Source organism: Duodenibacillus massiliensis (assembly GCF_928721995.1).
Classification (GTDB): Bacteria; Pseudomonadota; Gammaproteobacteria; order Burkholderiales; family Burkholderiaceae_F; genus Duodenibacillus; species Duodenibacillus massiliensis.
The window spans coordinates 286,989-311,640 of the sequence record NZ_OV788642.1 but is presented as its reverse complement, the minus strand read 5'-3'; the positions used below and the strand labels follow the sequence as shown (position 1 = coordinate 311,640).

25 protein-coding genes are annotated in these 24,652 nt (G+C 56.3%); 18 read left to right on the top strand and 7 right to left on the bottom strand.

Annotated elements, in window-relative coordinates:
* Nucleotides 1–64 precede the first annotated feature (64 nt).
* The 8 genes from NXF97_RS01415 (at nt 65) to NXF97_RS01385 (ending at nt 6,013) form a co-directional block, all read left to right on the top strand.
* Nucleotides 65–1,585 carry a flavocytochrome c gene (locus NXF97_RS01415; RefSeq protein ID WP_274956189.1) on the top strand — a complete coding sequence of 507 codons (1,521 nt, stop codon included), beginning with the start codon at nt 65–67 and terminating at the stop codon, nt 1,583–1,585.
* A gap of 384 nt (nt 1,586–1,969) precedes the next feature.
* Complete coding sequence (locus tag NXF97_RS01410; RefSeq protein ID WP_274956188.1) at nt 1,970–2,533, top strand: helix-turn-helix domain-containing protein; 564 nt, start codon at nt 1,970–1,972, stop codon at nt 2,531–2,533.
* Nucleotides 2,463–3,071, top strand: a complete 609-nt coding sequence (locus NXF97_RS01405; protein WP_274956187.1) for an IS630 family transposase — start codon at nt 2,463–2,465, stop codon at nt 3,069–3,071. The genes NXF97_RS01410 and NXF97_RS01405 overlap by 71 nt, the downstream gene beginning before the upstream one ends.
* A gap of 19 nt (nt 3,072–3,090) precedes the next feature.
* The gene (locus NXF97_RS10760) at nt 3,091–3,258 is read left to right on the top strand and encodes an ATP-binding protein (protein ID WP_423767305.1); all 168 of its coding nucleotides are present in this window, start codon (nt 3,091–3,093) and stop codon (nt 3,256–3,258) included.
* 374 nt (nt 3,259–3,632) lie between these two features.
* Complete coding sequence (locus NXF97_RS01400; RefSeq protein WP_274956186.1) at nt 3,633–4,694, top strand: hypothetical protein; 1,062 nt, start codon at nt 3,633–3,635, stop codon at nt 4,692–4,694.
* 76 nt (nt 4,695–4,770) lie between these two features.
* Nucleotides 4,771–5,235 carry a hypothetical protein gene (locus tag NXF97_RS01395; RefSeq protein ID WP_274956185.1) on the top strand — a complete coding sequence of 155 codons (465 nt, stop codon included), beginning with the start codon at nt 4,771–4,773 and terminating at the stop codon, nt 5,233–5,235.
* Between the two features lie 13 nt (nt 5,236–5,248).
* On the top strand, nt 5,249–5,575 hold the full coding sequence (locus tag NXF97_RS01390; protein ID WP_274956184.1) for a DUF6804 family protein: 327 nt from the start codon (nt 5,249–5,251) through the stop codon (nt 5,573–5,575).
* 27 nt (nt 5,576–5,602) lie between these two features.
* Complete coding sequence (locus NXF97_RS01385) at nt 5,603–6,013, top strand: copper resistance protein NlpE N-terminal domain-containing protein (protein ID WP_274956183.1); 411 nt, start codon at nt 5,603–5,605, stop codon at nt 6,011–6,013.
* A 132-nt stretch (nt 6,014–6,145) separates the two neighbouring features.
* On the opposite strand, the gene NXF97_RS01380 is transcribed toward NXF97_RS01385, so the two are convergent.
* The 3 genes from NXF97_RS01380 to NXF97_RS01370 all read right to left on the bottom strand — a co-directional run bounded on the left by NXF97_RS01380 (nt 6,146) and on the right by NXF97_RS01370 (nt 10,541).
* Nucleotides 6,146–8,149, bottom strand: a complete 2,004-nt coding sequence (locus NXF97_RS01380) for an autotransporter outer membrane beta-barrel domain-containing protein (protein ID WP_274956182.1) — start codon at nt 8,147–8,149, stop codon at nt 6,146–6,148.
* Between the two features lie 303 nt (nt 8,150–8,452).
* Nucleotides 8,453–9,016, bottom strand: a complete 564-nt coding sequence (locus NXF97_RS01375; RefSeq protein ID WP_274956713.1) for an adenine phosphoribosyltransferase — start codon at nt 9,014–9,016, stop codon at nt 8,453–8,455.
* Nucleotides 9,017–9,128: 112 nt separating this feature from the next.
* Nucleotides 9,129–10,541, bottom strand: coding sequence for an ATP-binding protein (locus tag NXF97_RS01370; protein ID WP_274956181.1), 1,413 nt, complete (start codon nt 10,539–10,541; stop codon nt 9,129–9,131).
* A gap of 445 nt (nt 10,542–10,986) precedes the next feature.
* On the opposite strand from NXF97_RS01370, the gene NXF97_RS01365 reads away from it, so the two are divergent.
* The 7 genes from NXF97_RS01365 (at nt 10,987) to NXF97_RS01335 (ending at nt 18,102) form a co-directional block, all read left to right on the top strand.
* The gene (locus NXF97_RS01365; RefSeq protein ID WP_274956180.1) at nt 10,987–11,754 is read left to right on the top strand and encodes a molybdopterin-dependent oxidoreductase; all 768 of its coding nucleotides are present in this window, start codon (nt 10,987–10,989) and stop codon (nt 11,752–11,754) included.
* On the top strand, nt 11,730–13,508 hold the full coding sequence (locus NXF97_RS01360; RefSeq protein WP_274956179.1) for a molybdopterin-dependent oxidoreductase: 1,779 nt from the start codon (nt 11,730–11,732) through the stop codon (nt 13,506–13,508). The genes NXF97_RS01365 and NXF97_RS01360 overlap by 25 nt, the downstream gene beginning before the upstream one ends.
* Nucleotides 13,509–13,520: 12 nt before the next feature.
* On the top strand, nt 13,521–14,105 hold the full coding sequence (locus tag NXF97_RS01355; RefSeq protein WP_274956178.1) for a 4Fe-4S dicluster domain-containing protein: 585 nt from the start codon (nt 13,521–13,523) through the stop codon (nt 14,103–14,105).
* A complete protein-coding gene (gene nrfD, locus NXF97_RS01350; protein WP_274956177.1) occupies nt 14,102–14,983 on the top strand; it encodes an NrfD/PsrC family molybdoenzyme membrane anchor subunit in 882 nt (293 codons plus the stop codon). Before NXF97_RS01355 ends, nrfD begins: the two co-directional genes overlap by 4 nt.
* Nucleotides 14,984–15,269: 286 nt before the next feature.
* Nucleotides 15,270–15,668, top strand: coding sequence for a hypothetical protein (locus NXF97_RS01345; RefSeq protein WP_274956176.1), 399 nt, complete (start codon nt 15,270–15,272; stop codon nt 15,666–15,668).
* A gap of 184 nt (nt 15,669–15,852) precedes the next feature.
* Nucleotides 15,853–16,518: a phosphoribosylglycinamide formyltransferase gene (purN, locus tag NXF97_RS01340; protein ID WP_022373329.1), complete on the top strand. Its 666-nt coding sequence runs from the start codon at nt 15,853–15,855 to the stop codon at nt 16,516–16,518.
* A gap of 24 nt (nt 16,519–16,542) precedes the next feature.
* Nucleotides 16,543–18,102 (top strand): RsmB/NOP family class I SAM-dependent RNA methyltransferase, encoded by a 1,560-nt coding sequence (locus tag NXF97_RS01335; RefSeq protein WP_274956175.1) that lies wholly within the window; start codon nt 16,543–16,545, stop codon nt 18,100–18,102.
* A 159-nt stretch (nt 18,103–18,261) separates the two neighbouring features.
* Here the strand turns inward: NXF97_RS01335 and NXF97_RS01330 are convergent, their stop codons facing one another.
* The 4 genes from NXF97_RS01330 to NXF97_RS01315 all read right to left on the bottom strand — a co-directional run bounded on the left by NXF97_RS01330 (nt 18,262) and on the right by NXF97_RS01315 (nt 22,848).
* A complete protein-coding gene (locus NXF97_RS01330) occupies nt 18,262–19,353 on the bottom strand; it encodes an ABC transporter ATP-binding protein (RefSeq protein ID WP_274956174.1) in 1,092 nt (363 codons plus the stop codon).
* 2 nt (nt 19,354–19,355) lie between these two features.
* A complete protein-coding gene (locus NXF97_RS01325) occupies nt 19,356–21,023 on the bottom strand; it encodes an ABC transporter permease (protein WP_274956173.1) in 1,668 nt (555 codons plus the stop codon).
* 87 nt (nt 21,024–21,110) lie between these two features.
* Entirely contained in the window at nt 21,111–22,103 is a 993-nt protein-coding gene (locus tag NXF97_RS01320) for an ABC transporter substrate-binding protein (protein ID WP_022373325.1), read from the bottom strand.
* Between the two features lie 229 nt (nt 22,104–22,332).
* Nucleotides 22,333–22,848 (bottom strand): hypothetical protein, encoded by a 516-nt coding sequence (locus NXF97_RS01315; protein ID WP_274956172.1) that lies wholly within the window; start codon nt 22,846–22,848, stop codon nt 22,333–22,335.
* Between the two features lie 174 nt (nt 22,849–23,022).
* Between NXF97_RS01315 and NXF97_RS01310 the strand changes: the two genes are divergently transcribed.
* The 3 genes from NXF97_RS01310 (at nt 23,023) to NXF97_RS01300 (ending at nt 24,623) form a co-directional block, all read left to right on the top strand.
* Nucleotides 23,023–23,586, top strand: coding sequence for a hypothetical protein (locus NXF97_RS01310; RefSeq protein ID WP_274956171.1), 564 nt, complete (start codon nt 23,023–23,025; stop codon nt 23,584–23,586).
* Nucleotides 23,587–23,734: 148 nt separating this feature from the next.
* The gene (locus NXF97_RS01305) at nt 23,735–24,229 is read left to right on the top strand and encodes a hypothetical protein (protein WP_274956170.1); all 495 of its coding nucleotides are present in this window, start codon (nt 23,735–23,737) and stop codon (nt 24,227–24,229) included.
* Nucleotides 24,230–24,257: 28 nt separating this feature from the next.
* The gene (locus NXF97_RS01300) at nt 24,258–24,623 is read left to right on the top strand and encodes a hypothetical protein (protein ID WP_274956169.1); all 366 of its coding nucleotides are present in this window, start codon (nt 24,258–24,260) and stop codon (nt 24,621–24,623) included.
* Nucleotides 24,624–24,652 lie beyond the last annotated feature (29 nt).

Here is a 24,652-nt window from a genome sequence, read left to right as displayed (position 1 = left end):
AAACCCGGGCTACATCGTCCGCACCCCGCGTGGACACGCAAAGACAATACAGAAGGAGTCAACCATGACAGAACTCTCCCGCCGCCGTCTGATTCAGGGAGCTGCCCTGACGGCAGCTGTTGCGGCCGTCCCCGCAGCAAACGCTGCCGGTAAACCCAAGTTTGACGAAATGCACGACGTCGTTGTCGTGGGTTCCGGGTTTGCCGGGCTTGCCGCAGCACTTGCGGCCCGTGAGGCCGGCGCCGATGTCCTTGTCATCGACAAGATGGCCTTTGTAGGCGGCAATTCCTCGCTTTCAGGCGGCATGATGGCCGTGCCGGGTTCAAGCGTACAGAAAGAGCAGGGCATCGAGGATTCGCCCGCGCAACTCATGGCCGATATGACCCGCATCGGGCTGGGCTTAGGTGATCCCGACCACATCCGTTTTGTCTGCGAAAAGGCTTCAGACACCTTTGAGTGGACGCGGCGCTACATCGGCGTTGAATGGAACGAACACTTAACCGGCAAGGGCGGCCACTCGGCCTCGCGCTGCATGATCACCAAGCAGGGGACTGGCCAGGGGATCATCGTTCCGGCTGTTGCTAAACTCGAAAAGCTCGGCACCGAAATCCGTACGGGTGTTTTCATGGAAAAAATCCTTCGGTCTGACACCGGCCGCGTCACAGGCATTGAGGTCCGTGAGGACTATGAGTTCGGGGACGCCAAAAGCGGCAGGGTGAAGCGCATCGGCGCTCGCAAAGCCGTGATTCTTGCCTGCGGTGGGTTCGGTGCGGACGTCACCTACCGCAAGCGCCTTGATCCCAAGCTCGGCGAGAAGTTCCTCACTACAAACCAGCCCGGTGCGACCGCAGAAGCCTGGCGTGAAGTAAGCCGCATCGGCGCCCGTGTGATTCAGGCCGACTGGATTCAGTGTCTGCCCTCGTGTTCTCCCAAGGAGCAGGGGATGGGCATTGCCACGCACTTTGCCTCGATTTCCGCAACGCTTTTCGGCTTCTGGGTTTCAAGCCTCACAAGTAAGCGTTTTGTGAACGAATTCGGTGACCGCAAGCTCTGCACCGATGCGATTCTGAACGTCATCAATGCCGGAGGCGAAGCTTTGGCTTTTGCCGATGACGACGGTGTGCGGCACCTGGAAGTCCTCCGGCCCGGACTTTTTGCAAAGATGCTCGCCGCAGGAACCGTGGAAAAGTTTGCCGACGCCCGCGCTTTGGCCCGCGCCTACAAAATGAATGAGCGGGAACTCAGGGCTACGATTGCCCGTTATAACGCGCTGCTCGCGAAAAAGCAGGATACCGACTTCGGCCGCCCCTTTGATAAGGCCGCCAAACCGATCGGAGAGGGGCCCTATTACGTCTCCCGCATGAGTCCCAAGGTGCACCACTGCATGGGCGGCGTTGTAACCGACATTCATACGGCTGTGCTTGATGTGACGAACGACAAGCCCATCCCCGGGCTTTTTGCGGCCGGGGAATTTGTGGGCGGCATTCATGGTGCGGTGAGAATCGGCGCCTGCGCCGTGCTCGATTGCCTTGTGAACGGCCGCGAAGCCGGACGCGCCGCGGCAGCGGTCAAAGCCTGGGCGTAAGTCCTGAGAGGAGCCGCTTTCTGTCTGAGCGGCTCCGTCAGTGGTCAGTGACGTAAGGCGCCAGTCTTTGGGCCGGGCAAAGTCCGAGACGGGTTCTTCGCAGGAGCAAAGCCACTGCCAGACACCGTCAAGACTTGCGGAGCGTACGCGCACGAGGCCGTCTTCGGTCACCAAAATTCCTGCGGTTTTAAGTTCCGCTACGGAGCGCTTAATCTGAATGAGGCTTGCGGCAACGAGGCGCGCTAGTATAACGTTCTGCAAATAAAGCCATTAAATAGCTGGTTCTGGTATAATTGGAGGCTCCTCATCTACTGGAGCCTCCTCATGCCTCGCGGCCGCCCCATCGTTACCCCTCTAACTCTCACTCCAGAACAAGTTACCTCATTGACTCAGATCGCCAATTCACGCACGGCAGAGCATCGCCAAGTGCAACGCGCCCGAGTTCTGCTAGGCGCGGCCAGCGGAAAGCCACAAAAGGAGCTTTCAGTGAGCGCGGTCGCCCGTTTTCTGCGGAAGGCATTACAGATCGGTCCAATGATGGCTCTGGAGGATCTCAAGCGCAGCGGACGCCCTGCAACGATCAGTGATGATGCGCGTACTTGGGTACGTTCTCTGGCCTGCACGCCGCCGAAGGATTTGCCGGATGGGCCGACGCAAGCGCTTTGGTCAATGGAAACTCTTGCGGTCTACGTACGCAAGCATGCGGAGGAACACCACTTTGGGGACTCTCTTGGGAAAGCCTCCAAGTCTACGATCTGGACAATTCTCGAAGAAGGTGAGATCAAGCCGCACCGTATCCGCTATTACCTGGAGAAAAAGGAACCTGATTTTGAAGCTAAAGCGCAGGAAGTCCTTCTTCTCTACAAGCGAGTAGAGATTGACCTTCGCTTCATCGATACGCTCGAGGGGGCATCGCAACCGAACGGCACCGTCATATATTTCTTATGACGAGAAGCCGGGAATTCAAGCTATTGGGAACATTCATCCCGATCGGTCGCCGCAACCCGGGAAGGGCTTCACGCGGCGTGACTACGAATATCGCCGCCACGGAATGCTTTCTCTGCTTGCCGGCATCGATCTGATTACAGGCAAAGTACACAGTCTGATCCGCGAACGTCACAAGAGCTCAGACTTTGTCGACTTCCTCAAAATGATTGATGAAACGTATGCCAAAGAATGCAAGATCTTCATTGTGTTGGACAATCATTCGATCCACACGTCGAAAGAGACGCGCGCTTACCTTGACACGAGGAAAGGCCGCTTTCAGTTCATCTTCACACCGAAGAATGCATCGTGGCTCAATCTCATCGAGGCTTTCTTCAGTAAGATGGCACGCCAAAGCTTGCGCGGTCTTCGTGTCAATTCGAAGGAGGAGCTGAGAGATCACATTGCGAAATGGATCGATGAAACCAACGTAGACCCCGTACCTTTCCGTTGGCGATGGAAGCTTGACGAGGTCCATGAGTTAATTAATAGCCTTATTTAGCAAACGTTATACTAGGTATTTGGGCAATGACAAAGATTGCTGCGGCGCAATTCTTGACCGCTTCTTGCACCACTCAATACGCGTATGTTTTAAGGGCCAAAGTTACCGGCAGAGGCATATGAGGCAAGAGCGATTGTCCGCCAATCCTGACAAAGCCGCATTTGCCAAGAAAATGACAACTGAATAGCGAATTTGCCGCCGCCTCGGCTGTAGCCGGTGCGGCGGTCTGCCCACGCTCAAGAGTGTTAATTTCTGACGCACCACAGCGTTAGTTTTTACTGCACCTGCTGTGTCTCTTTTTATCAGACAGACGGCATCATTTTTTAACGCACTTCTGTATCTGCTATTGACGCACTTTTGCATCATTTTTAAGCGCACGTGCGTATCAGCTTTTAACGCCCATTTACCGTCAGAACTGACACAGTTAACGCACCAACTGTGTCAATTCCTCACGCTCCATAACAGCCCCGGGAGGAATGCGGGCTTTCGAAATTTTTTAATCTTGGCCCAAACGCAGCCAAACCATGCACATAGTTTTCGCTTAAGGTATATTCAGCCGCTATGAAATCGCGCACACCGTCCTTTGTCATCGAGCTGGGCCTGAAAACCGGAGAGGATCAGGAAAGTGCACTGGAGACCTACTTCTCCGATGCACGCCAGCTCTTCAATGCTGTTCTTGGAACAGCAAAGAAACGCGTGCGCGCCATGAAAAGCACTGAAGCATGGAAGCTGACGGCCGCGATGCCCAAGGGCAAAGACCGTAACAAGCGGTTTAAGGAAATTCAGAAGTCCGCCCTCCTTTCCGAGTATGCCCTGCATGATGTCGTGAAAGAGCACCGTGCCAAGGGCGGCTTTACAAAGCGCATCGGCATCAACGAAGCGCAGAAAATTGCCACACGTGTCTGGCAGGGCATTGAGCGCTGGCTGCTTCATCAGGGCGGTCAGCCGCGGTTTAAGAGTGCTAAACGGGGCTTGCACAGCGTTGAGGGAAAATCAAACAAAACAGGGTTGCGCTGGAAGGCCAAGACGTGGACGCTCGAGGTTCTGGATCTGGTGATAAAGGCTGAAGCGCCGGATGCCTGGCAGAAAGAAGCTCTTCTTTCAGCAACAGATCCGTCCGGTTTTAAGCGTGTCAAATACTGCCGTCTTGTCCGGCGGATGATCCGCGGCCGTATGCGCTACTTTGTTCAGCTCATTGTCGAAGGCGTACCGCCCGTCAAGCACGTTTATGCTCCCAAGGATCTCAAGGTGGCTGTTGACCCGGGCCCGAGGACCATGACTTTTTACAGCCCCGAGTGGCAGCAGAAGATTTTGGTGAGCGCGGGCACTGTCTCTCAGGAAAAGGAGATGGCGCGTCTTTTACGTGCCATGGACCGCTCCCGCAGAGACACGAATCGGGAGTGCTACAACGCGGACGGCACCGTTAAAGCCGCTGGAAAAAAGATTGTCTGGAAGGAATCCAAGACCTATAAGGCAACAAAGGCAAAACTTGCGGATCTGTACCGCCGCCAGGCGCAAACCCGCCGTTGCCTGCACGGCGAAGTGATTAACCAGGTGTTCGGCAGGGCAGGCACCGTCATTGTGGAGAAGAACTCATACAAAGCATTTCAGAGAGCCGGATAAGGCAAGAGTTTGGGCAAAAGCGGTATTGCAGGATTGATAACCCGGATGACAAGTAAGGCTGAAAGCGCCGGCTGTTGTGTGGTGGAAGTCAGTCCCCGCAAAACTGCGCCCGAGTCAGCACGATCCCGAAACGGGAACGTACCGTAAGAAGGCTCTTTGGGAGAGAAGTCATCAGTTGGGAGATACGGGCTGGTACATGGACCGCGATGTCGCGGCCGCCATGAACCTGTATTTTGCGGATCCCGCCACTGACAGCTACGATCTGAAGGCTGAGCAATCAGCGCTTGCGAGGCTCAAACAAGTCTCAGGGAACGCCGGATCGATAGTGCAGTACAAACCAGCGAATCGGCAAGACGAAGCAGTCCTTCGCCGGAACCGACGGATCGAGCTGATGAAGCCCGTGCCCGTAGAGCGGTTGCGTTTAAAATGTTCCTGTGGTGCAGGGGACGCCCGGGCAGACAAGGCCTCAAAAACCTTGCCTGTTACGGGAAAGCCTGCACCGTGTCAGGAAACCCCGCGCTTTCAAGCGCGGGTTGTTTAGTGGATTTGCTGTCATGCCCGTTAAAGTCATGTACATCGTCGGGATCGGCCTCATCATGATGTCGTTGCCCGCACGTGTTGAGAGTCTGTATCTTCCGCTTGCCGCAGGCGTTGCCTTCGGCTTCATTATCCTTACGTACGCGGCCTGGAAGGTCTTTCCCAAATCAATCCTTCCCTGGCTTTTTGCGCTCTGCGTGCTTGTTTTCAATCCCTTTCTGCCGCAGGACCTGATGAGTCAGGAAAACTGGGCGATGGTTCACGGCTTTGCCGGGTGCGCTCTGCTTTTTTATGCGTTTAATCTTGAAAAGCGCATGAAAAACGACAAGAGCGACAGGTCCTGACCGCCTTAACCACCAAGGAGAACTCCCATGCCGATTTCTTTTGTGCGCCGGGCTTTTTTGGGCGGCGCCTGTGCTGCCGCCGCGCTTTTGGTTGCCGGCTGCAGTCATTTGAGTAACGAAGTGAAGACAAGCGATGTGGCAGGTGTCTATGAGGCGCTTTTACCCTGCGCTGACTGCCCGGGGATCCGTATGTCGCTTTACGTGCGTGCCGCGGGCAGCTACACCCGCGTGATGCGCTATGAGGGTTACACCAACACCTTTACGGACGGCGGCAACTGGGAAATGAAGGAAGACGGCGCGATTACGTTTTATCCGGCCGCAGACAACGAAGATCCCTGGTACGCGGTGGCAATTCCGGGCGGCATCCGACTTCTTGACCGCATGGGTAAGCCCATTGAAGGGCGGCTTGCGAAGTTCTACGACTTAAAGAAGAACTGACGCAGCGTTTTTCTTTCGCCCAACAAAAATCCTCCGGGAGACAAGGTTTCCTCGGAGGATTTTTTGGGGATTAAGAATCCCGGAAACGCTTCACGGGGAAGCGCTTCCGGAGGCTTTCGTAAGACCTGAGTCTTAGAAAGCGATTCTCAGCGTGGCATTAATGCCGTGCGTCTTCTGGTCAGAGCCCAGAGAGGCACCGTAGTTAATGCCCACTGTGGCGGATTTGGCCACCTGAGCGGTAACACCCAAGCCGACGTTAAAGAGGCCCTTCAGTTCCGAGCCTTCAATTTCGGCCCAGCCGCCGTTCTTGCCCAACTGCAGGCGCGTCACGCCTTCGGTGTCGCCGAAGAAGTGAGAGTAGCCCGCATCAGCCTTCACAGCCACCGGCATCGTGCCCATCATGAAGGGCAGTGCCGCACGCACGCCCACGCTCGCGATACCGATGTTGTCATCGATTTCGTCGGTGGTCATGGTGCTCTGGTCATACTGATCGGCAACGCTGTCGGTCTTAACCTTGGCCCAAGACACGCCGAAGTAGGGCTGGATCTTGTTTTCGCCGAGGTCAAAGCCCGTGTAGGCCGCTTCAGCAAAGAGCTGCATGACGCTCGCGTCTTCGCTGTGAGCGGACATAAAGCCGCCGAGGCTGCGTTCCGTGTCACGGTCTTCCGTGGTGTAGGCAAAGCCGTAGGTGATGCTCGCAGGACCGACGTCGCTCATACCGTACACACCGAAGTGGACGTTGTCGGCGTCAATCTTGTTGGCATTGGCCTTGTAGTCGCTTGAGCCGTAGCCGAAGTAGGCACCGACCTTGGTGGTTTCGTGAGCCACGAATTCACCGCCGATGAAACCAGCACGGAAATCAACGTCCGTATCGAACTTGTTGCCGTCGGAGGTACCCCAGTGGCCGATACCGGTCGCCCAGATGCGACCCATGCCGTTTTCCATCTCAACAGCACGGCCTTCACCCATACCGCGCGCCTGATCGATCACCGTGCGGGACACTGCGAGCGAATTCATCACGAGGCCGTTACGGGCAGAGGCGTAGAAGTCGTCGTCGAGCTTGTTGTATGTCGCCTGAACTTCGGATTCGGACATGCCGAGGATTTGTTTCACAAGATCATTGCGGCTGCCTTCCAAGGCCCGGCCGATGGAACGAGTGTTGGCATTAGTACCGAAATCCGCAAATGTCACGCCTTCTTTCTTGCTCATCGTGACAGTCAACGTGTTGGACGCGTTGCTGAAACCGGATTCGCTGACACCGAAGAAAGCTGAATCGCTGCCGACAATGTTTTTGACGGTAATGCCGTCCAAGCCGCTGTCAGCGGTGAAAGTACCGGTTACATTGGCAGTTCCAGCCTTGGCCTTATCTCCGTAGTAAAGGCTTGTGAGATCAGACTTATCGACACCAGCCATACCCACAACGATGTTCTTCAGGCCGGTGACTGCACCGACGGAGACCTGGGAGCCGGCGTCAATGTAAAGACTGCCGCCTTCTTTGATATCGATGGCAATTTTTTCCTGGCCCTTGGAGGTAAGCTGGCCCTTTTGGGTGAAGGTGTCGTTGTACGTACTCAAAACACCGAATGTACCGTTCTTTTCAACCGTTACCCTATTGTCGGTACCAATGGACTCGCTGAAAGCCAGCAGAGTACCTTCCTTGACGGTTGTAGCTCCCTTATAGGAGTTATTGCCGGTCATCACCAAAGTACCGGTGCCGCTCTTTGTGAGAGAGCCGTTGTAATCACCGCTGGCAATCTTCGCGCGGATTGCTTCGGCGCGTCTCTGATAGTACTCAAGACGCCACGCTTTAGCTTCCTCAAGCGTCACATCCTTATTGGCAATGCCGGCGAGGTCATAGTTGTGTTTCTTGCCGTCGAGATTGGCGGAACCGTTGCTGGTATTGGTGAGCTTGTAGTCTTTGGGATCGTTGGAAACAACGATTTCACCATCGGTTGTACCGTCTTTCGTGACAGACTTCAGCCACGCGATATCGTCGGCATGACGCTGATCCAGCGCTACCTGGGAGATATCATTGGTCCAGATGTCCTTGCTGTTGAGGGTGTAGTTGAAGTTGCCGTTAAAGAACTGAGCGGGACCGTACATACCCTTTTCAAGATCAGGCACGCCCCAGCCCATACGGTCAGAGACTTCACACGGTCTTGTAAATCTTATTCATGTATAACTCCAGGTGAGATGTTGCGTTCTCAGGCGATCAGGTTTAGGGAAAATATCCTAATCTAAAGAACCTAGAGACTATACAGAGACGATGTGTTTACGCGCTTGACCGAAGTCAAGCGGACAGTCTGATGTCAATAAACACCAGGCTTGAGCGAGAATGCCTTAGTGTCATTTTTTTCAAAGCCGGCAAGAAAAAACGGGCTGAGTCCGAAAAGAACTCAACCCGTTTCGAGAGCTGTTGAATTTTTGAGATTGAAGCGTTTACGCCTCATCGATGCTGTGAATCGGCGTAAACGTCCCGTCCGCATTCGGGCGGAAGACGTAGTGTTCCTGGAGGTAAATAATGTCCTTGCGGTCCACGGCCCCGAGTTCAGCCAGAATTGCAGCACGGGCCACAACCTGAGCGCCCGTCGTTACGGCGAGGTTTTCAATGGCGGCAAGCGACTCACCGGTGGCGATCACGTCATCGATCAAAGCAACACGCTTACCTCTGATTGTGTCCGCATCGCACCCGTCAAGCCAGAGGGTCTGTTCTTTCTGCGTTGTCACCGAGTGCACGCTGTGAGAGACCGGGTTCACCATATAGGGCTTGCGGCTTTTACGCGCCACAATGAATTCCTTCATGCCCATGATGCGGCTCATCTCATAGGTAAGGCAAATGCCCTTAGCTTCTGCTGTCATCAGGTAGTCCACGGGCGGTAGGCGCTTCACAAGTTCCGGCGCCACGGTCTGCACGAGTTCGGTGTCAGACAGACACGCAAAACTCGCAAGAGCCAGGTTTTCAGCCACTTCCACGTAGGGGAGTTTGCGCTTTAAGCCGCAGATTTCAAAGTCGAAGTACTACATGGTCAAGTCAATAGTTCTGCGCCGGGCGCAGTGATGGTGTTCCTTACAAGGTGAATTCACCGACAGGCATGAGGCCGAATCAGTACATCGTTCATCGCACTTCAGGCCACGGAGCACAGAGCTCAGAGAGCGTAAAAAGCTGCAGGTGTTCTTCGGGGGTGGCCGCGAGCTCAATGACCGGGGATTCAAAGCCTTCTTTTGAAAAAAGCGCGTAGAAGCGTTTCCCGGCCGGATACTTTTCGGCTTTGGCTTTAAGCCGCAGGAAGTCTCCGAGACCCATGGGGGCGTTACGGTATTTGCATTCACCGAAAAGCACGGCTTTGCCGGGCGCGCTTTCGGCAACAATATCGACTTCACCCGCGGGATTTTCCCAGCGCCGCACGCTCTGCGCTTTAAAGGGCAGTTGCCCGCAGACACTTAAAACCCGTATGAACTGCCGGCAGAGTTCTTCAAACGGGCCGGAGACAATGCGGTTGAGTTCAGGGGCAATCGTTTCCGTCCAGAAGGTTTCGGCGCCGCCGAGTTCAAGCTGCGCCTGGTTTGGCCAGATGTACTCAAACCAAAATTTCACGAAGTTGTCCGCGGGTACCCACAAGCCGCCGCGGACTTTGGCCGTGCCTTTATTTGTGGTGCCGGCATTGATTTCCCGCCTGATGAAACCGAGTTCAGCGAGTGTCTCCAGGAATTTAAGCGCATTGGGAGGCGCAATATCGCTTTTGGAGGCAATTTCCGAGAGATTGGTTGACCCAAGGGCGACCGCGCGCATGATGTCGTTGTAGCGCGCGGGTTCCCGGCACTCCTGCCGCAGAAGTGTCATCGGCGCGTCCCTCAAGGTAAATCCCGGCGTGAGGACGGCATCAATGATGTTGTCCTTAAGTGACTTTGCCGGATCAAAGGCCGTGAGGCACTGCGGAGAACCCCCGAGGATTGCCCAGGCGGCGGTCTTGTCGGTGAGGCTGTAATTCGGGAAAAACGCGCAGGCGTCGTGAAAGGCAAGGGGGCCGAGTTTTAATAACGCCGTGTGCCGCCCGAAAAGCGGACTTTCTGCTCCTAAAAGCCCCTCCATAAAGGAAACGGCACTGCCGCAGAGAACGAGCATGACGTTACCCTTTGAAAGCGCGTGGTCCCAGACGTGCTGCAGAATTGAGGCAAGCGCTCCGTTTTGTTCTGCCATGTAGGGAAACTCATCAATCACAACGAGTTTTTTACCGGCTCCTGGCAGATAGGCCGTTTCCGATAAAGCCGTATCCCAGTCCTCGTAACACTCCGTAAAACGGGTCGACGGAACGCCCGCCGTCTTCAGTGCCGCGGTAAAGCGGCAGCGCTGACTCGTGTCGTTAGTCTGCAACGCACTGTAAAAGAGGGCGTTTTTGCCGCGGCAGAATTCCGTGAGAAGGCTTGTTTTTCCGATACGGCGGCGTCCGGAGACAATGACAAGCTCCGGTTTGCCTGACTGCCAGGCGTTGTTAAGCAGCGCGAGTTCGCGGTGGCGGCCGATGAACATAATTATCTTTAAATATAATTATTACGTACAATAATTATATAACGATATAAAAGCTGACAGCTGCATCACAACCTTGACATTCCACACACAAAAGACCTGCTGTGCTTTGCCGTAAAAGCCCAAAGGATATCCCTATAACCAATATGGTAAAACGCTTGCGCGGCAGGTCTTGCTGCCTTGGTCAATCCATTGATTTTGATTGTTAACTGTTCCTCGGAAACAGTGTTTTCCGCTGGGGCCGGTGCATCGGCAAACTTGTTCGGAAATCCCTCAGAGTTGACTCAGGTCAATTACCTGGAACAATCCGATTGGTTTAGCTCCTCCGGCGGTCAATAATCTGCAGAGAAAGCATTGCTGAAATGCATTCAGAAAAAGGAATGCTGCCAAAAGAGGAGCTGAAGCTCCCGAACGCGCGTTCCCGACAAAGACCCTGTTGGAGAAAATTATGGAAAAGGTGACACACCGTCCTCAAACGCCGACGGTCTCACGCCGTACGCTTTTGGGTGCGGCAGCAGCCGTAGCCGGAGGCGCGTCGGGCGTTTTGGGCTGGACAGCCGCAGACGCCGCAACGGCCCGTGAAGTGGAGGCTCTCAAAGCCGAAGGCTGGGAAGCGCATCCCTGCGCCTGCATGATGTGCGGCGGCTACTGCGGGCTTTTGGCCATGCATAAAAAGGGCGCGCCGGTATCGCAGGAAACGGTCCGCATCATGCCCAATCCCACGCATCCGCAGCGCGGCTGCTGCGCCCGCGGGGCCTCTGCCATGTGGGTGTGGAATCATCCGCTGCGCTTAAAGAAACCCTTAAAGCGCGTGGGCGAGCGCGGTGAAGGAAAATTTAAGGAAGTCACCTGGGACGAAGCGTTGGACGACATCGCCGCGCGCGTTAAAAAGATCGTCGAAACCGACGGCGAGCGCGCCGTTTCGATGACAAGCCACAACTACACGGGCCTTCAGAAGTGGTTCGGGTGTGCTTTGGGCACTCCCAACATCATCAGCCACTCTTCTACCTGCAATTCAGCTTCCATTGCCGGCCGCCGCATGGTTTTCGGCAAGGGCTTTGACGGCGCGGGTAAAGTCGAACCCGACTACGCGCGCTGCAAATATCTTCTCTGTGTGGGCCGCACCCTTAACTGCGCGATGGGCGTTTCTGCCGTTGTCGCACGCGCCCGGGCACGGACTCGGCTTTTCTGTTGTCGCTTATTCACGTGGGCCTGAAAGAGGGCCTCGTTGATACCGGATTTCTCGCGCACCACACCAATGCCCCGTACCTTGTTGAAGAAGGCACACTGCGTCCGCTGGCAGCTTCCGAACTAATCCAGGGAGCCCCGGCTGACGCGTGGGTTGTGACGGACACGGCTAAAGCCGCTTTTGCGCCGATGGGCGTTGTCAAAGACGAAAAGGGGACGGTGAAGGGCTTTGCCGAACCTGAAGGCGTGATGCCGGACGTTAACTGGAAGGGCACCGTCACCACCACCGACGGCAAGACCCTTAATGCCGAAACGGTGCTCACGGCCTTTAAGCGGGTGTCGGACAAGTGGACGCCCGCGGAAGCCGCGAAAGTCACAGGGATTCCCGCCGCCGTCATCACCCGCATTGCGCGTGAGTTCTTCACCAGGGGCGGTGTGGCCGACGACGGCTGGTACGCGTCCCGAAACGGCAACGACACCCGCGACTTTGCGCTTCTTTCCATTATGAATGTCTTTGCGGGTAACCTCGACAAAGAAGGCGGATTCGTTGTCACGCAGGGCGGGGGCTTTAAGGCGCCGGGCGTGAGTTTCTCAGGCGGCAAAGGCAAGGGCCCCGCGGGACAAACCTGGACCGGGACCAAGGAAAAGGCGCTTGATAAGGTGCTTTATCCCGAAGGCTCCGGAACCTACTCCGCTATTTTTGAAGCGATTGAAACAGGCAAACCCTACCCCATCCGCGCGGCCTTTATCACGGGCACCACGATGTTTCACCGTGAGGCCAATTCCGCGCGCATGGAAAAAGCGTTGAAGGCACTGGACCTCGTGGTCGTGCAGGATATCCTGCCGCATGAGATCTGTGACTGGGCTGACTACGTGCTTCCCTGCACGTACTTCCTTGAGTGGCATGAGTACGGCGGCGTGAAGTGGGCGTTAAACGGGAACGTCCAGATTAATGACGCCGGTATCAATCCCCCCGAAGGGTGTGATGCCCGCGAAGAAGTCTGGCAGTTTGCCGAGATTTTGCGCCGCGCCTTCCCGGAACGCGCCCGCGAACGCCTAGGTTACGACCATGAAATGAAGACCCGCGCGGAATTTAAACAGTGGTACAACGCCTTCCAGGACAAGGCCTGGGCGAAATTCATCGCGGCTAAAAACGAGGCCAAACCCGGCGAAGGCGACAGAATTGCCGCTGACGTCGCCAAACAGGGGTGGAGTCAGACGGCCGTCAAAAAGTTCGGGGTCTATCCGTACAAAAAGCCCTTCGGCACCTTCACGGGTAAGCCTGAAATCATCTCCTTTATGTTTGAGGCGAAGTACGGGAAGAAAGGCGCTTCGGGTCTGGCTGACTGGGTGCAGGCTCCGGGCTACACGCAGCCCAAGCCGCTTTCTGACGAGTTTTATCTCGTAAGCGGCAAAGACAGTGCCTCAAGTTCCGGGACCTGCATCTTTACGTGGCCTCAGAAGTTCCTCGGAGACAGAAGTCTCTGGATGAATCCGACGGATGCCGAGCGCCTCGGGATCACCTCGGGCGATACGGTGGAAGTTACCGGCATTGACACGGGGGTTAAGGGCAGCGTGACCGTGAAGGTCACCAACCGCGTGATGGCGGGTTCTCTCTTTTCACATTCCTTCTCCGGGGGTGTGCGAACGAAGCATCTCATTGATGCCAAGTACGCCTGGGTGAAGGAAGGCATCAATTCGCACTGGTTCTGTACCGGTTACCGCGAACCCGTCACCGGGGTGCTTTCCAACAACAGTTCCGTGCGCATCCGCAAAATCTAAAGAGAGGACACCATGACAAACGCAAAAAAGAAACTGGTGCATCTCTTTGATGTCACCCAGTGCGTGGGCTGCAAGGCCTGCATCGTTGCCTGCGCAGAAACGAATTACCCGGATATGTTAAATGAGGAGAATTCCGCCTGGGACGGGCTTCCCGCCAACATCCGCGTGATGACGCTGGAAAAAGCCCGGCGTCCCGTGCAGCTTCTCGTTCAGTGCCAGCAGTGCGATAACGCGCCCTGCGTCACCGTGTGCCCCTTCGGCGCGAACTTTCACGATCCCGCCACCGGCAACGTCAAAACCGATCCCAACCGCTGCATCGGCTGCGGCTACTGCGTGACGGCCTGCCCGTACGATGTGCGGTGGCTGCACCCCAAGACCGGGCTCCCGGTGAAATGCATGGGCGAGGGCTGTGAAAAGCTCACCGCGGCGGGGCAACTGCCGGCCTGTGTGTCGGCGTGCCCTGCCGGCGCGCGCAGCTGGGGCGACATCAATGACCCGGCAAGCGAAATCTCCCTTCGTGCCGCCAAGGGCCGCACCGAACGGCTTTTGCCTCAGAAGGGCACCAATCCCAACTTCATCGTGGTGGTCGCAAAATGACAGCAGACATTCTTACCAATCAGGCTGCGGCAAGCCACTGGGCCTGGACTATTGCGCTTTTCCTGTGGCTGGTCGGTCTTTCGGGCATGGCGCTCTTTTTAAACCTCTGGCTTAAATCCCGGCGCGTGTTTTATACGGCAACCGCGGCAGCGGTTCTGGGGACGCTTCTTGTGCTCTCGCACCTGGGGCGTCTGCTTAACCTACCGGCGGCCGCATGGCACGCGCTCACCAACTGGAGCCTTAACTTCTCAAGCTGGATGTTTATCGGTATCTGCATTCTCTCGGTGCTCTGCATCGTGACGATACTGCAGTCGGCTGCGCTCTGGCGCGGCGCGAAAGCCGGTAAAGACTGCCCATGGGCAACGTCCTCGGGAATGGCCTGGTTTGATGCGGTCTTGGGCGTAGCGGCAACGGCCTATTCTGGCTTTCTGTTGACGCAGGCTGTGGGCGTGCCGCTCTGGAACACCGCAATCATTCCGGTGCTTTGGATTTTCTCGGGCCTTGCGTGCGCCGTGGGACTCGCGGAAATTCTCAACGCCGGTCAAAAGCTTGAGCGCGGAGAACCCGCCTGGCTTTACAACGTCTCTTGGGGCGTACATATCGGCGAAGCCTTTGTGCTCTTTGCCTTTGTGATGACCGCTTTTAACGGGTCGACCGCGGCTGTGGCCGGAGCCCAAAGCCTGGTTTCGGGCGACGCCGCCTGGCTTTTCTGGGGCGGTGCGGTTGTGCTGGGGCTGATCCTGCCGATGGCGATTGCCTGGATCGCCAAGGGGTGCCGCATGATGGCTTTTGCTTCGGGCGTCTGCGCTATTTTGGGCGCTCTCGCGCTGCGTGCGGCGGTGCTTTTTGCCGGGTACTTTGAACCGGTGATCTGGTAAGCGTGAGTCTTGGCCGTTAAAGGCCGGACACAGAAAACCGCAGTTCGGGATTTTTCCCCGGCTGCGGTTTTTTACTTCAGTTGCAGGAAACAGGCGGATTTCTGAGTCAATTAAAAGACGGCTCCGGCGGCGCCTGTGCTGAAATGCTCCTGACATAACCTTTCTTCAGGGAGACGAACCGTGACCATCCGTAATAATTTAGCCAGCCTTGCCGCAGCCTTCCTGGCGGCCTCTGTTTTCACAGTCTTAGCAGCCGAAACGGGAGAGCCGCCGAGCGAAGCGCTGGGTGACGCAATCCGCGCGTCGCGCGCCAAATTTCAAGCGCGGGTTGTTTAGAAAGCCCGTTGTCGTGATGATGGCCGAGCACGACTCGATCGTGGATACCGAAGAGCTTCTTCCTCTTGTTTCCCGTCAGATGGTCAATCCCCAAAGCCGCATCCTATGGTACGGAAATGAGAAGACCGTTCAAAAGCTTGCCGCGAGCGACACGCGCGTCATCGTGCGCACGGACGTCGTGCCCGAGTACCGCGTTACGAGCTTTTCGCACATGGGGATGCTCTACCGCCCCGAAAACCCGAAGTACGGCGCGGCGGGCTCCGACCGCATCTGCCGCAAAGAAGGCGAAAAAGCTTCCGGCAGGCTTTGCCTTGAGGCTCCCGAGGACGCCGTCTTTTACGGCGCCTAGGGTGATAAAAGCGCGGGAACGGTGAGGGCGCGCCTCACCTTTAATCCCTGGTACGCAGCGCAGGAAGCCGATATCCGTTCCGTCATGCGCTGAAAAAAAGGCCGTTGACCTCGTTTTCAGCGTCTTGAGCGGCTAAAATTCCCGGCATCGCGGCGTCAGTCGGCTTTCTATTTTTTCCAAAACCATGAAAAACATTGTCATTCTTCTGTCCGGAAGAGGCTCGAATTTTGTCTCCATCGTCAAGGAAGCGGAGCGTGCCGGCTGGGCAAAAGAGGGGCTCAAAATCGCCTGTGTGGTGAGTAACCGTCCGGGCGCAGCGGGCCTTGAGCGCGCCAAAGAGTTCGGCATCGACGCTTTCTGCGTGGACCATAAGACCTATGAAACCCGTGAGGCTTTTGAAAATGCCGTGATCGACATTCTTGACCGCTATGATCCGGCCGTGGTGGTTCTGGCGGGCTTTATGCGCGTTCTGACGCCCAACTTTGTGAATCATTTCGGCGGCCGGATCCTCAACATTCATCCGGCGCTTCTGCCCTTGTTTAAAGGCCTTGACACCCATCAGAGGGCATTGGACGCCGGTGTGCGGCTTCACGGCTGCACTGTGCACTTTGTGTCCGCGGAGCTTGACGGGGGCAGCATCATCGGGCAGGCCGCGGTGCCGGTGCTAGCAAGCGACACCGCTGAAACTTTGGCTGCGCGCGTCTTACGCCTTGAACACATTCTTTACCCCCGCGCCGTTTATGCGGTGGCAAGCGGCCGCGTCAGAATCGAAAACGGCAGGACCGTAACGGACGATGAGACTGCAAAGTACCTCGCAATCTTTGATAAGGACAACGCCTCTGCGGCCTAAATCACCAGCAAAAAGGACAAAGCCATGACGGAAACCAAGAAGAAACCCGCAAAGAAGATGCCTTTTGCGCCGGTACGCCCCCGCCGTACAAAGACGGAAGACTCGCCCCGGATGACCGAGCGTCAGAGGGCCGCGAGAAAGCGCCAGAACATCGCCAATCAGCAAAACCGCAGTGAAAACCGCTCAAGAAAAGAGGGCCTGCACCGCGGCGCAAAACTTGTTCCCGGCGAGGTCCGCATCACTGGGCTTATTGCCGATGAACTCACGCGCGCCTTTGCTGTGATTCTGAAGCTTGACGGCCCGGCCGATCAGCTGATGAAGGCTTTCTTTAAGTCCAATCCCAAGCTCGGGGCCCGCGACCGTCAGATTTTGGCCGAAGCCATTTTCTTTGGCCTCAGACACTTAGGCGGCATTGCCTGGCGCATGAAGCCCATGAAACCGGCGCGTGTGCCGCGAGTGTCCGCGCTTTTAACGCTCATGCTGCAGTACGGGCCCGACTGCATGAATAAGGCCGTGTTAAAGGGAGACGCCGAAGTCGTGGAGCGCCTCTACAAGACCGACATCACCAAGGCTCCCAAGCACATTCAGGACGAGATGCCGCAGTGGATTTATGACCGCCTGGTCGAGCAGTTCGGCCCGGAGGAAGCGCACGCGGTCTGCACGGCTTCAAGCGGTTCGGCCCCTCTGGATCTGCGCGTGAACACCCTTAAAGCCAAGCGTGAGGATGTGCTCGCGGAACTTGCTGAACACGGAATCGTTGGTTCTCCGATGCGTTTTGCTCCGGACGGCATCCGTCTTGCAGACAAACCGGCGCTTATCCGCTCTCCCATGTATCAGGAAGGGCGCATTGACGTGCAGGATGAGGGGAGTCAACTCATTGCGCGCCTTGTGGGTGCCAAGCGCGGCGACATGGTCTGCGACTTTTGCGCCGGCGCGGGCGGCAAGACCCTGGCTCTCGGAGCGCTGATGCGCTCAACCGGACGCCTCTACGCGTTTGACGTGAATGAAAAGCGCCTGGCCGGGCTCACACCCCGCATGAGGCGTGCGGGCCTCTCCAACGTCTACCCGATGGCAATCCGCGACGAAAAGGACAACCGCATTAAGCGGCTGCGCGGAAAGTTTGACAAGGTGCTCATTGACGCCCCCTGCACGGGCACGGGGACATTGCGGCGCAATCCGGATCTTAAGTGGCGTCTGTCACCTGAAGAACTTGCACGCATCAACGGTCTGCAGCACTCGATTCTTGAAGAAGCGGCAAAACTTGTGAAGGCCGGAGGGCGCGTGGTGTACGCCACCTGCTCGATGCTTAAAGTCGAAGACCAGGACGTCGTGGAAGCTTTCCTTGCGTCGCACCCTGAGTTTGAGCTTTTAAACGCCGCGGAAGTCCTTGCCAAGCTGGGGATTGAACTGCCCTCCTGGCAGACCGGGCGCTTCGGCAATTACTTCGTGATGCTTCCGAACCTGCACGACACCGACGGCTTTTTTGCGGCTGTGCTGCAGAAAAAGTCGGATGCGGGCGTTAAGGCTGAGGAGAAGGGGGAAAAACGCCCTGCAGAAACGCAGAGGAAAGAAACGCTTTCCTGATATCGGGGGTCGCCTGAGGTAAGTGACCCGTGTCAACGCTCCGCGGGCCGATGGGAATTCCTGTGCAGAAATTGCGGAGCTTTTTTCCTCACAGGAGTTTTTTAACAAACGCCGCCGAGCTCCGAAGGCTCCGGTGGCGTTTGACTGTCGTGTGTTCCGTTAACCCCGGATCACAACGCCTGCGGTGGGTACAAATCCCGCTTCCACCATCGTTTCCGTCTCAAGAAGTCGTGTGCCGGGCAAAAAGGGCACCGACATGCTGTAGGGCTTGTCCTCGTTAACCCCGGTCTGCACGACCTGATAGTCAATGCGGTCGCCTTCAAAGAGACGGTTTACGATTTTCACCGGGAACGTGTTGGTGTTGCCGGCAAGCCGCAGGTTTTCGGGGCGCACCACAAGAAGCGCCTCTTCGCCCACTGACGGTGGATTTTGTTTGCCCATGCGCGCCGAGAGCGTGCGCCCGGCGGTCTCAAACTGCGCAAACCCAGCGGCATCAATGCCGGTGAGTTTGCCGCGGATGAGGTTTGCCTGTCCGATAAAGTCCGCCACAAAGGCCGTGGCCGGATCTTCGTAGAGGTTCATCGGTGTACCGATCTGCTCGATGTGTCCGCGGTTCATGACCATGATGCGGTCTGACATCGTGAGCGCCTCTTTCTGATCGTGCGTCACGTACAGGCACGTGATTCCGAGACTTTGCTGAATGCGCCGGATTTCGGTGCGCATGTGCAGTCTCAGTTTGGCATCGAGGTTTGAAAGCGGCTCATCCATCAAAAGCAGTTTTGGTCGCAAGACCAGGACGCGCGCCAACGCCACGCGCTGCTGTTCGCCCCCGGAGAGCTGGTTCGGATACCGCTCTTCGGCTTTGGCCAGGCCCACCATTGCAAGCGCCTCCCGGACCTTGTCTTTGATGACGGAAGCCGAATCCCCGCGGATTCTGAGGCCGTAGGCGACGTTATCAAAAATCTTCATGTGCGGGAAAAGCGCGTAGTTCTGAAACACAAACCCCAGACCGCGCTCGTTGGCGGGCACATGCGTGATGTCGGCGCCGTCCACCAGAATCTGGCCGGACGTGGGTGTTTCAAAGCCCGCCACCATCCTGAGCGTTGTCGTTTTGCCGCAGCCCGAGGGCCCAAGGAAGGTGAGAAACTCACCGGGTTTCACCTCAAGGTTGACGTTATCGACGGCCGCAAACTCCTCGTTATCCTTGACGTAGAGGCGGCGGATATTTTTCAGTGTGAGTGATACGGTCATGATCAGCGGGCTCCGATGTTGTCACCCGTGCGGCAGAGCGTGCGGGCAATGAGGGCCATCAGGCCCGAAGCAGTAAAGACGAGAAGAATGAGGACAACCGAGAAGGCGCAGGCCTGCGCAAACTGCAGTTCCGTCATGCATTCCAGAATGCGGGTGGTGATGAGCGTCCAGTGCACGGACACCAGAAAGATCGTGGCACTGATCGCGGTCATCGAATGGATGAAGAGGTAGCGCATGCCGGCCAAAACCGCCGGAAGCACCATCGGAATCGTAATGCTTGTGAAGGTCTTAAAGGACGACGCTCCGAGACTGCGGCTTGCTTCTTCAATTGAAGGATCAATCTGCGTTAATGCGGCAATGACGTTGCGGATCCCGGCGGAGGAATAGCGGAAAAGGTAGGCCGCCACCAAAATCCACACGGTACCGGTGAGAACAAGCGGCTTATCGTTAAAGGCGATGATGTAGGCAATACCCACAACGGTGCCCGGCAGCGTGTAATTTAAAAGCGACACGGTTTCCAGGGTCTTGTGGCCCCGCACTTTAAGGCGCGTGGCGGCGTAGCCGATGAGAACCGCGAGAAGCCCCCCTAAGGGCGTGCCGATGCAGGCGATGATGAGCGTATCCTTGATCGCCTTCATGCCGTGGGTAAAGACGTATTCGTAGTTTTCAAAGGTGAGGGTGTTGTTGACGCCCCAGACCTTGATGACGGAACCCAGGAAAATAATCGCGTAGATAAAGCAGATGAACGCAATCACCGCAACGACCGTACCGATGATGACGGACGATAAAAGCGGGCCCGGTCCCTTAATCGAACTTCTGCCGCCCGCTTTGCCGCTCACCGTCACGTAGCTCTTGCGGCTGATCCAGTAGTGCTGCAGGCCGTAGACCACCAGAGCCGGAATGAGGAGCATAAAGGAGAGCGCTGCGCCCCCCTTAAAGTCATACATCCCCGTGATCTGCAGATAGGCCTGCGTGGGAAGCACCGGGAAGGAGTGGCCTCCCAGAACCTGCGGCGTTGCAAAGTCCGCAAGTGAGCAGGAGAACACGAGCAAAAAGGCATTGGCGATACCGGGGGCCGCGAGGGGCAGCGTTACCGAGCGAAACACCGTAAAGCTTGAGGCGCCGAGCGAGTAGGCGGCGTCCTCAAGGTTCGGATCAATGCGCGCAAGGATTGTCGAAAGCGTCATAAACGCCACGGGAAAGTACGTGAGCGTCTCGGAAATAAACGTTCCCCAGAAGCCGTAGAAATTGAAGTTGTCGAGCCCAAAAAACTGCAGCAGGATCCCGTTGGGGCCCAAAGAAAGCGTCAGCGCAATGCTGCTTGTAAAGGGCGGAGAGATAAGAGGGAGAATCGTGACGCCCCCGATCACTAGTTTGAGCCATCCCGGCATCGCAAGGCGCGTGACGGCAAAGGCAAAGATAAAGCCGAGGACGGTGCCCGCGGCACCGACGGCGCAGCCCAGCAAAATGCTGTTGACCGCAGCCTGCCGGTCGTACCAGCTCGAAATAAAGGGCTTTAAGTTGGCCAGCGTAAAGCCGCCGTCAGCCCAGAAGGTCATCGCGAGAAGGCGCGCCAAAGGATAGACGACAAACACGCCCAGCAAAAGCCACAGCATGAGGACCGTGAGCTGTGTGGTTTTGTCGCGTCCCTTGAGTGTGAGGTTGGTCATACGGGAAACTCAGAAAAAGCGTACGGCGAAAACCCGGGGGCGGCTCTGAAACACGCATCCCCGGGCGAAACACAACGCAGTCAGGCCTTACTTGATGACTTCGTTGATCCAGCGCTGCGTGTACTCCTTGCGCTTTTCACCCTTCCAGGCGGTGTCAACCTGCACGGTGTGAATCTTTGAGAGGTCCAGAATCGGGTTGCTGGTCTTGACGTCCGTGCGCGTGGGAACGTAGTTAATCTTGTTGGCGACAATAAATTCGGCAAACTTTTTGCTGGCGGCCCAGTCCACAAACTGCTTGGCTTCGGCGTTGTTTTTCCCGCCCTTGATGACGCCGGTGGCTTCAATGCCGAAACTCACACCGTCTTCGGGGTAGGTGATCGTCACGGGGTAGCCCTGCTGCGCGATATCGAGCGCATCCACAATGTAGAAAATGCCGGAAGCGCACTGGCCCGTTGCGATGGGCATGGCGCCGCCCGCACCGCTCTTGGTGTACATCTGAATGTTGCCGTTTAATTTTTTCTGGAACTTAAAGGCTTCGTCTTCACCCATGACCTTTACGAGCGAATAGATGCGTTCGGTGGCGGTGCCGGAGGTACGGGCATCAGCCATCTGAAGATTATTCTTATAGCGGGGATCGAGGAGGTCCGCCCATTTGGACGGGGCCTTCATGTTGTTTTTGGCAAGAAACTTGGTGTTGGTGAGGAAACACAGAGGAATGACGCCGATACCGGTCCAGTAGTTTCCGGGGTCGCGGAGGTTTGCGGGAATCGCGTCGGAATCCTTCGGGCGGTAGGCTTCAAAAATACCGTCCTTCATGCCTGCGGCATAGGTGTCGGCCGGTCCCCCGAGCATGACGTCAACCTGGGGGTTGCCGCGTTCGGCCGTGAGTCGCGCAAGCGCTTCACCGGAAGAAAAACGCAGGAAATTAACCTTGATGCCGGTGTCTTTGGTGAATTCGGCAAAGATGCGGGAAGCATACTTTTCCGGCATGATCGAATAGGCGTTAAGTTCGGCAGCGCTCACGTGGCCGGCTGCAGTGAGTGCAACAGCGATCAAAACGGCAGAGACTTTTTTATTCATAAGACATTTCCTTCGAGTGATTCTCTCCGCGGCGGATGCGGGGATGCGCCGCGGACTTTTGAAATTTTAACCGTCCGCGCGGCATCGGGAAGCCGGAAAGGGGGACTTTGTCCTCGTGTAAAACCGGCAGCACTTCAAATGAAAAAAGCCCGCGGCTTTATTTGCAGGACCGCGGGCAATGAGGAGATCTCGGTAGCCCTTTATTGCGGCTGCCTGGTGTGGGGATTTTTTACGCGAGTGACTTTACGGTCGCTGAAACCTCAGCAATCTTCACGGCGACGTCCGCGGCTTTTTCAAGTGACTTCACCGGGATGCATTCATAGATGCCGTGGAAATTCATGCCGCCCGTAAAGACAATGTCTTCGCCCTTGTATTTCGCAATTTCCGGACAGTTTTTCACGGGAAAGACGATGTTTTTTTCAGCGTTAAGAAGAACGTCATCACCTGTAAAGCGCAGGATCTGGGGCTTTACGTCCGTGCCGCTTGCGTCAGGCGACGTATCCATATGCGCAATAAACCCCACGGCCGGGCACTCTTCACAGCCCTTTGTTGCGGGAATCGTTGCGTAAACAACGCCGCCTTTGCCGATTCGGGCATCAGTGATTCCGAGGTCCTTAAGTTCCCTGACGAGTTCTTCGGCGAGAACAAGTTCTTTGGCCGAAGACGGTTCCGTGTCGCTTTCCCGCACGGACTGGGTGTCATAGCGGACGTACTTTAAAAAACGGTTCAAAACGCTTTCAGACATGGTGATTCCTGTTGCATGACGGAAACGAAGATGCGGCAATTATGCACAGAATTTCCCGCATTCCTCCCGGGGCTTGAGTCCCGGGAGGAATGCGGGCTTTCGAAATTTTTTAATCTTGGCCCAAACGCAGCCAAACCATGCACATAGTTTTCGCTTAAGGCATATTCAGCCGCTATGAAATCGCGCACACCGTCCTTTGTCATCGAGCTGGGCCTGAAAACCGGAGAGGATCAGGAAAGTGCACTGGAGACCTACTTCTCCGATGCACGCCAGCTCTTCAATGCTGTTCTTGGAACAGCAAAGAAACGCGTGCGCGCCATGAAAAGCACTGAAGCATGGAAGCTCACGGCCGCGATGCCCAAGGGCAAAGACCGTAACAACCGGTTTAAGGAAATTCAGAAGTCCGCCCGCCTTTCCGAGTATGCCCTGCATGATGTCGTGAAAGAGCACCGTGCCAAGGGCGGCTTTACAAAGCGCATCGGCATCAACGAAGCGCAGAAAATTGCCACACGTCTCTGGCAGGGCATTGAGCGCCGGCTGCTTCATCAGGGAGGTCAGCCGCGGTTTAAGAGTGCTAAACGGGGCTTGCACAGCGTTGAGGGAAAATCAAACAAAACAGGGTTGCGTTGGAAGGCCAAGACGTGGACGCTCGAGGTTCTGGATCTGGTGATAAAGGCTGAAGCCCCGGATGCCGCAGAAAGAAGCTCTTCTTTCAGCAACAGATCCGTCCGGTTTTAAGCGTGTCAAATACTGCCGTCTTGTCCGGCGGATGATCCGCGGCCGTATGCGCTACTTTGTTTAGCTCATTGTCGAAGGCGTACCGCCCGTCAAGCACGTTTATGCTCCCAAGGGTCTCAAGGTGGCTGTTGACCCGGGCCCGAGGACCATGACTTTTTACAGACCCGAGTGGCAGCAGAAGATTTTGGTGAGCGCGGGCACTGTCTCTCAGGAAAAGGAGATTGCGCGTCTTTTACGTGCCATGGACCGCTCCCGCAGAGACACGAATCGGGAGTGCTGCAGCGCGGACGGCACCGTTAAAGCCGCCGGAAAAAGGATTGTCTGGAAGGAATCCAAGACCTTTAAGGCAACAAAGGCAAAACTTGCGGATCTGTACCGCCGCCAGGCGCAAACCCGCCGTTGCCTGCACGGCGAAGTGATTAACCAGGTGTTCGGCAGGGCCGGCACCGTCATTGTGGAGAAGAACTCATACAAAGCATTTCAGAGAGCCGGATACGGCAAGAGTTTGGGCAAAAGCGGTATTGCAGGATTGATAACCCGGATGACAAGTAAGGCTGAAAGCGCCGGCTGTTGTGTGGTGAAAGTCAGTCCCCGCAAAACTGCGCCCGAGTCAGCACGATCCCGAAACGGGAACGTACCGTAAGAAGGCTCTTTGGGAGAGAAGTCATCAGTTGGGAGACACGGACTGGTACATGGACCGCGATGTCGCGGCCGCCATGAACCTGTATTTCGCGGATCCCGCCACTGACAGCTACGATCTGAAGGCTGAGCAATCAGCGCTTGCGAGGCTCAAACAAGTCTCAGGGAACGCCGGATCGATAGTGCAGTACAAACCAGCGAATCGGCAAGACGAAGCAGTCGTTCGCCGGAACCGACGGATCGAGCTGATGAAGCCCGTACCCGTAGAGCGGTTGCGTTTTAAATGTTCCTGTGGTGCAGGGGACGCCCGGGCAGACAAGGCCTCAAAAACCTTGGCTGTTACGGGAAAGCCTGCACCGTGTCAGGAAACCCCGCGCTTTCAAGCGCGGGTTGTTTAGGGACAAAGCTTTCTGGGACGCCGCCGTCA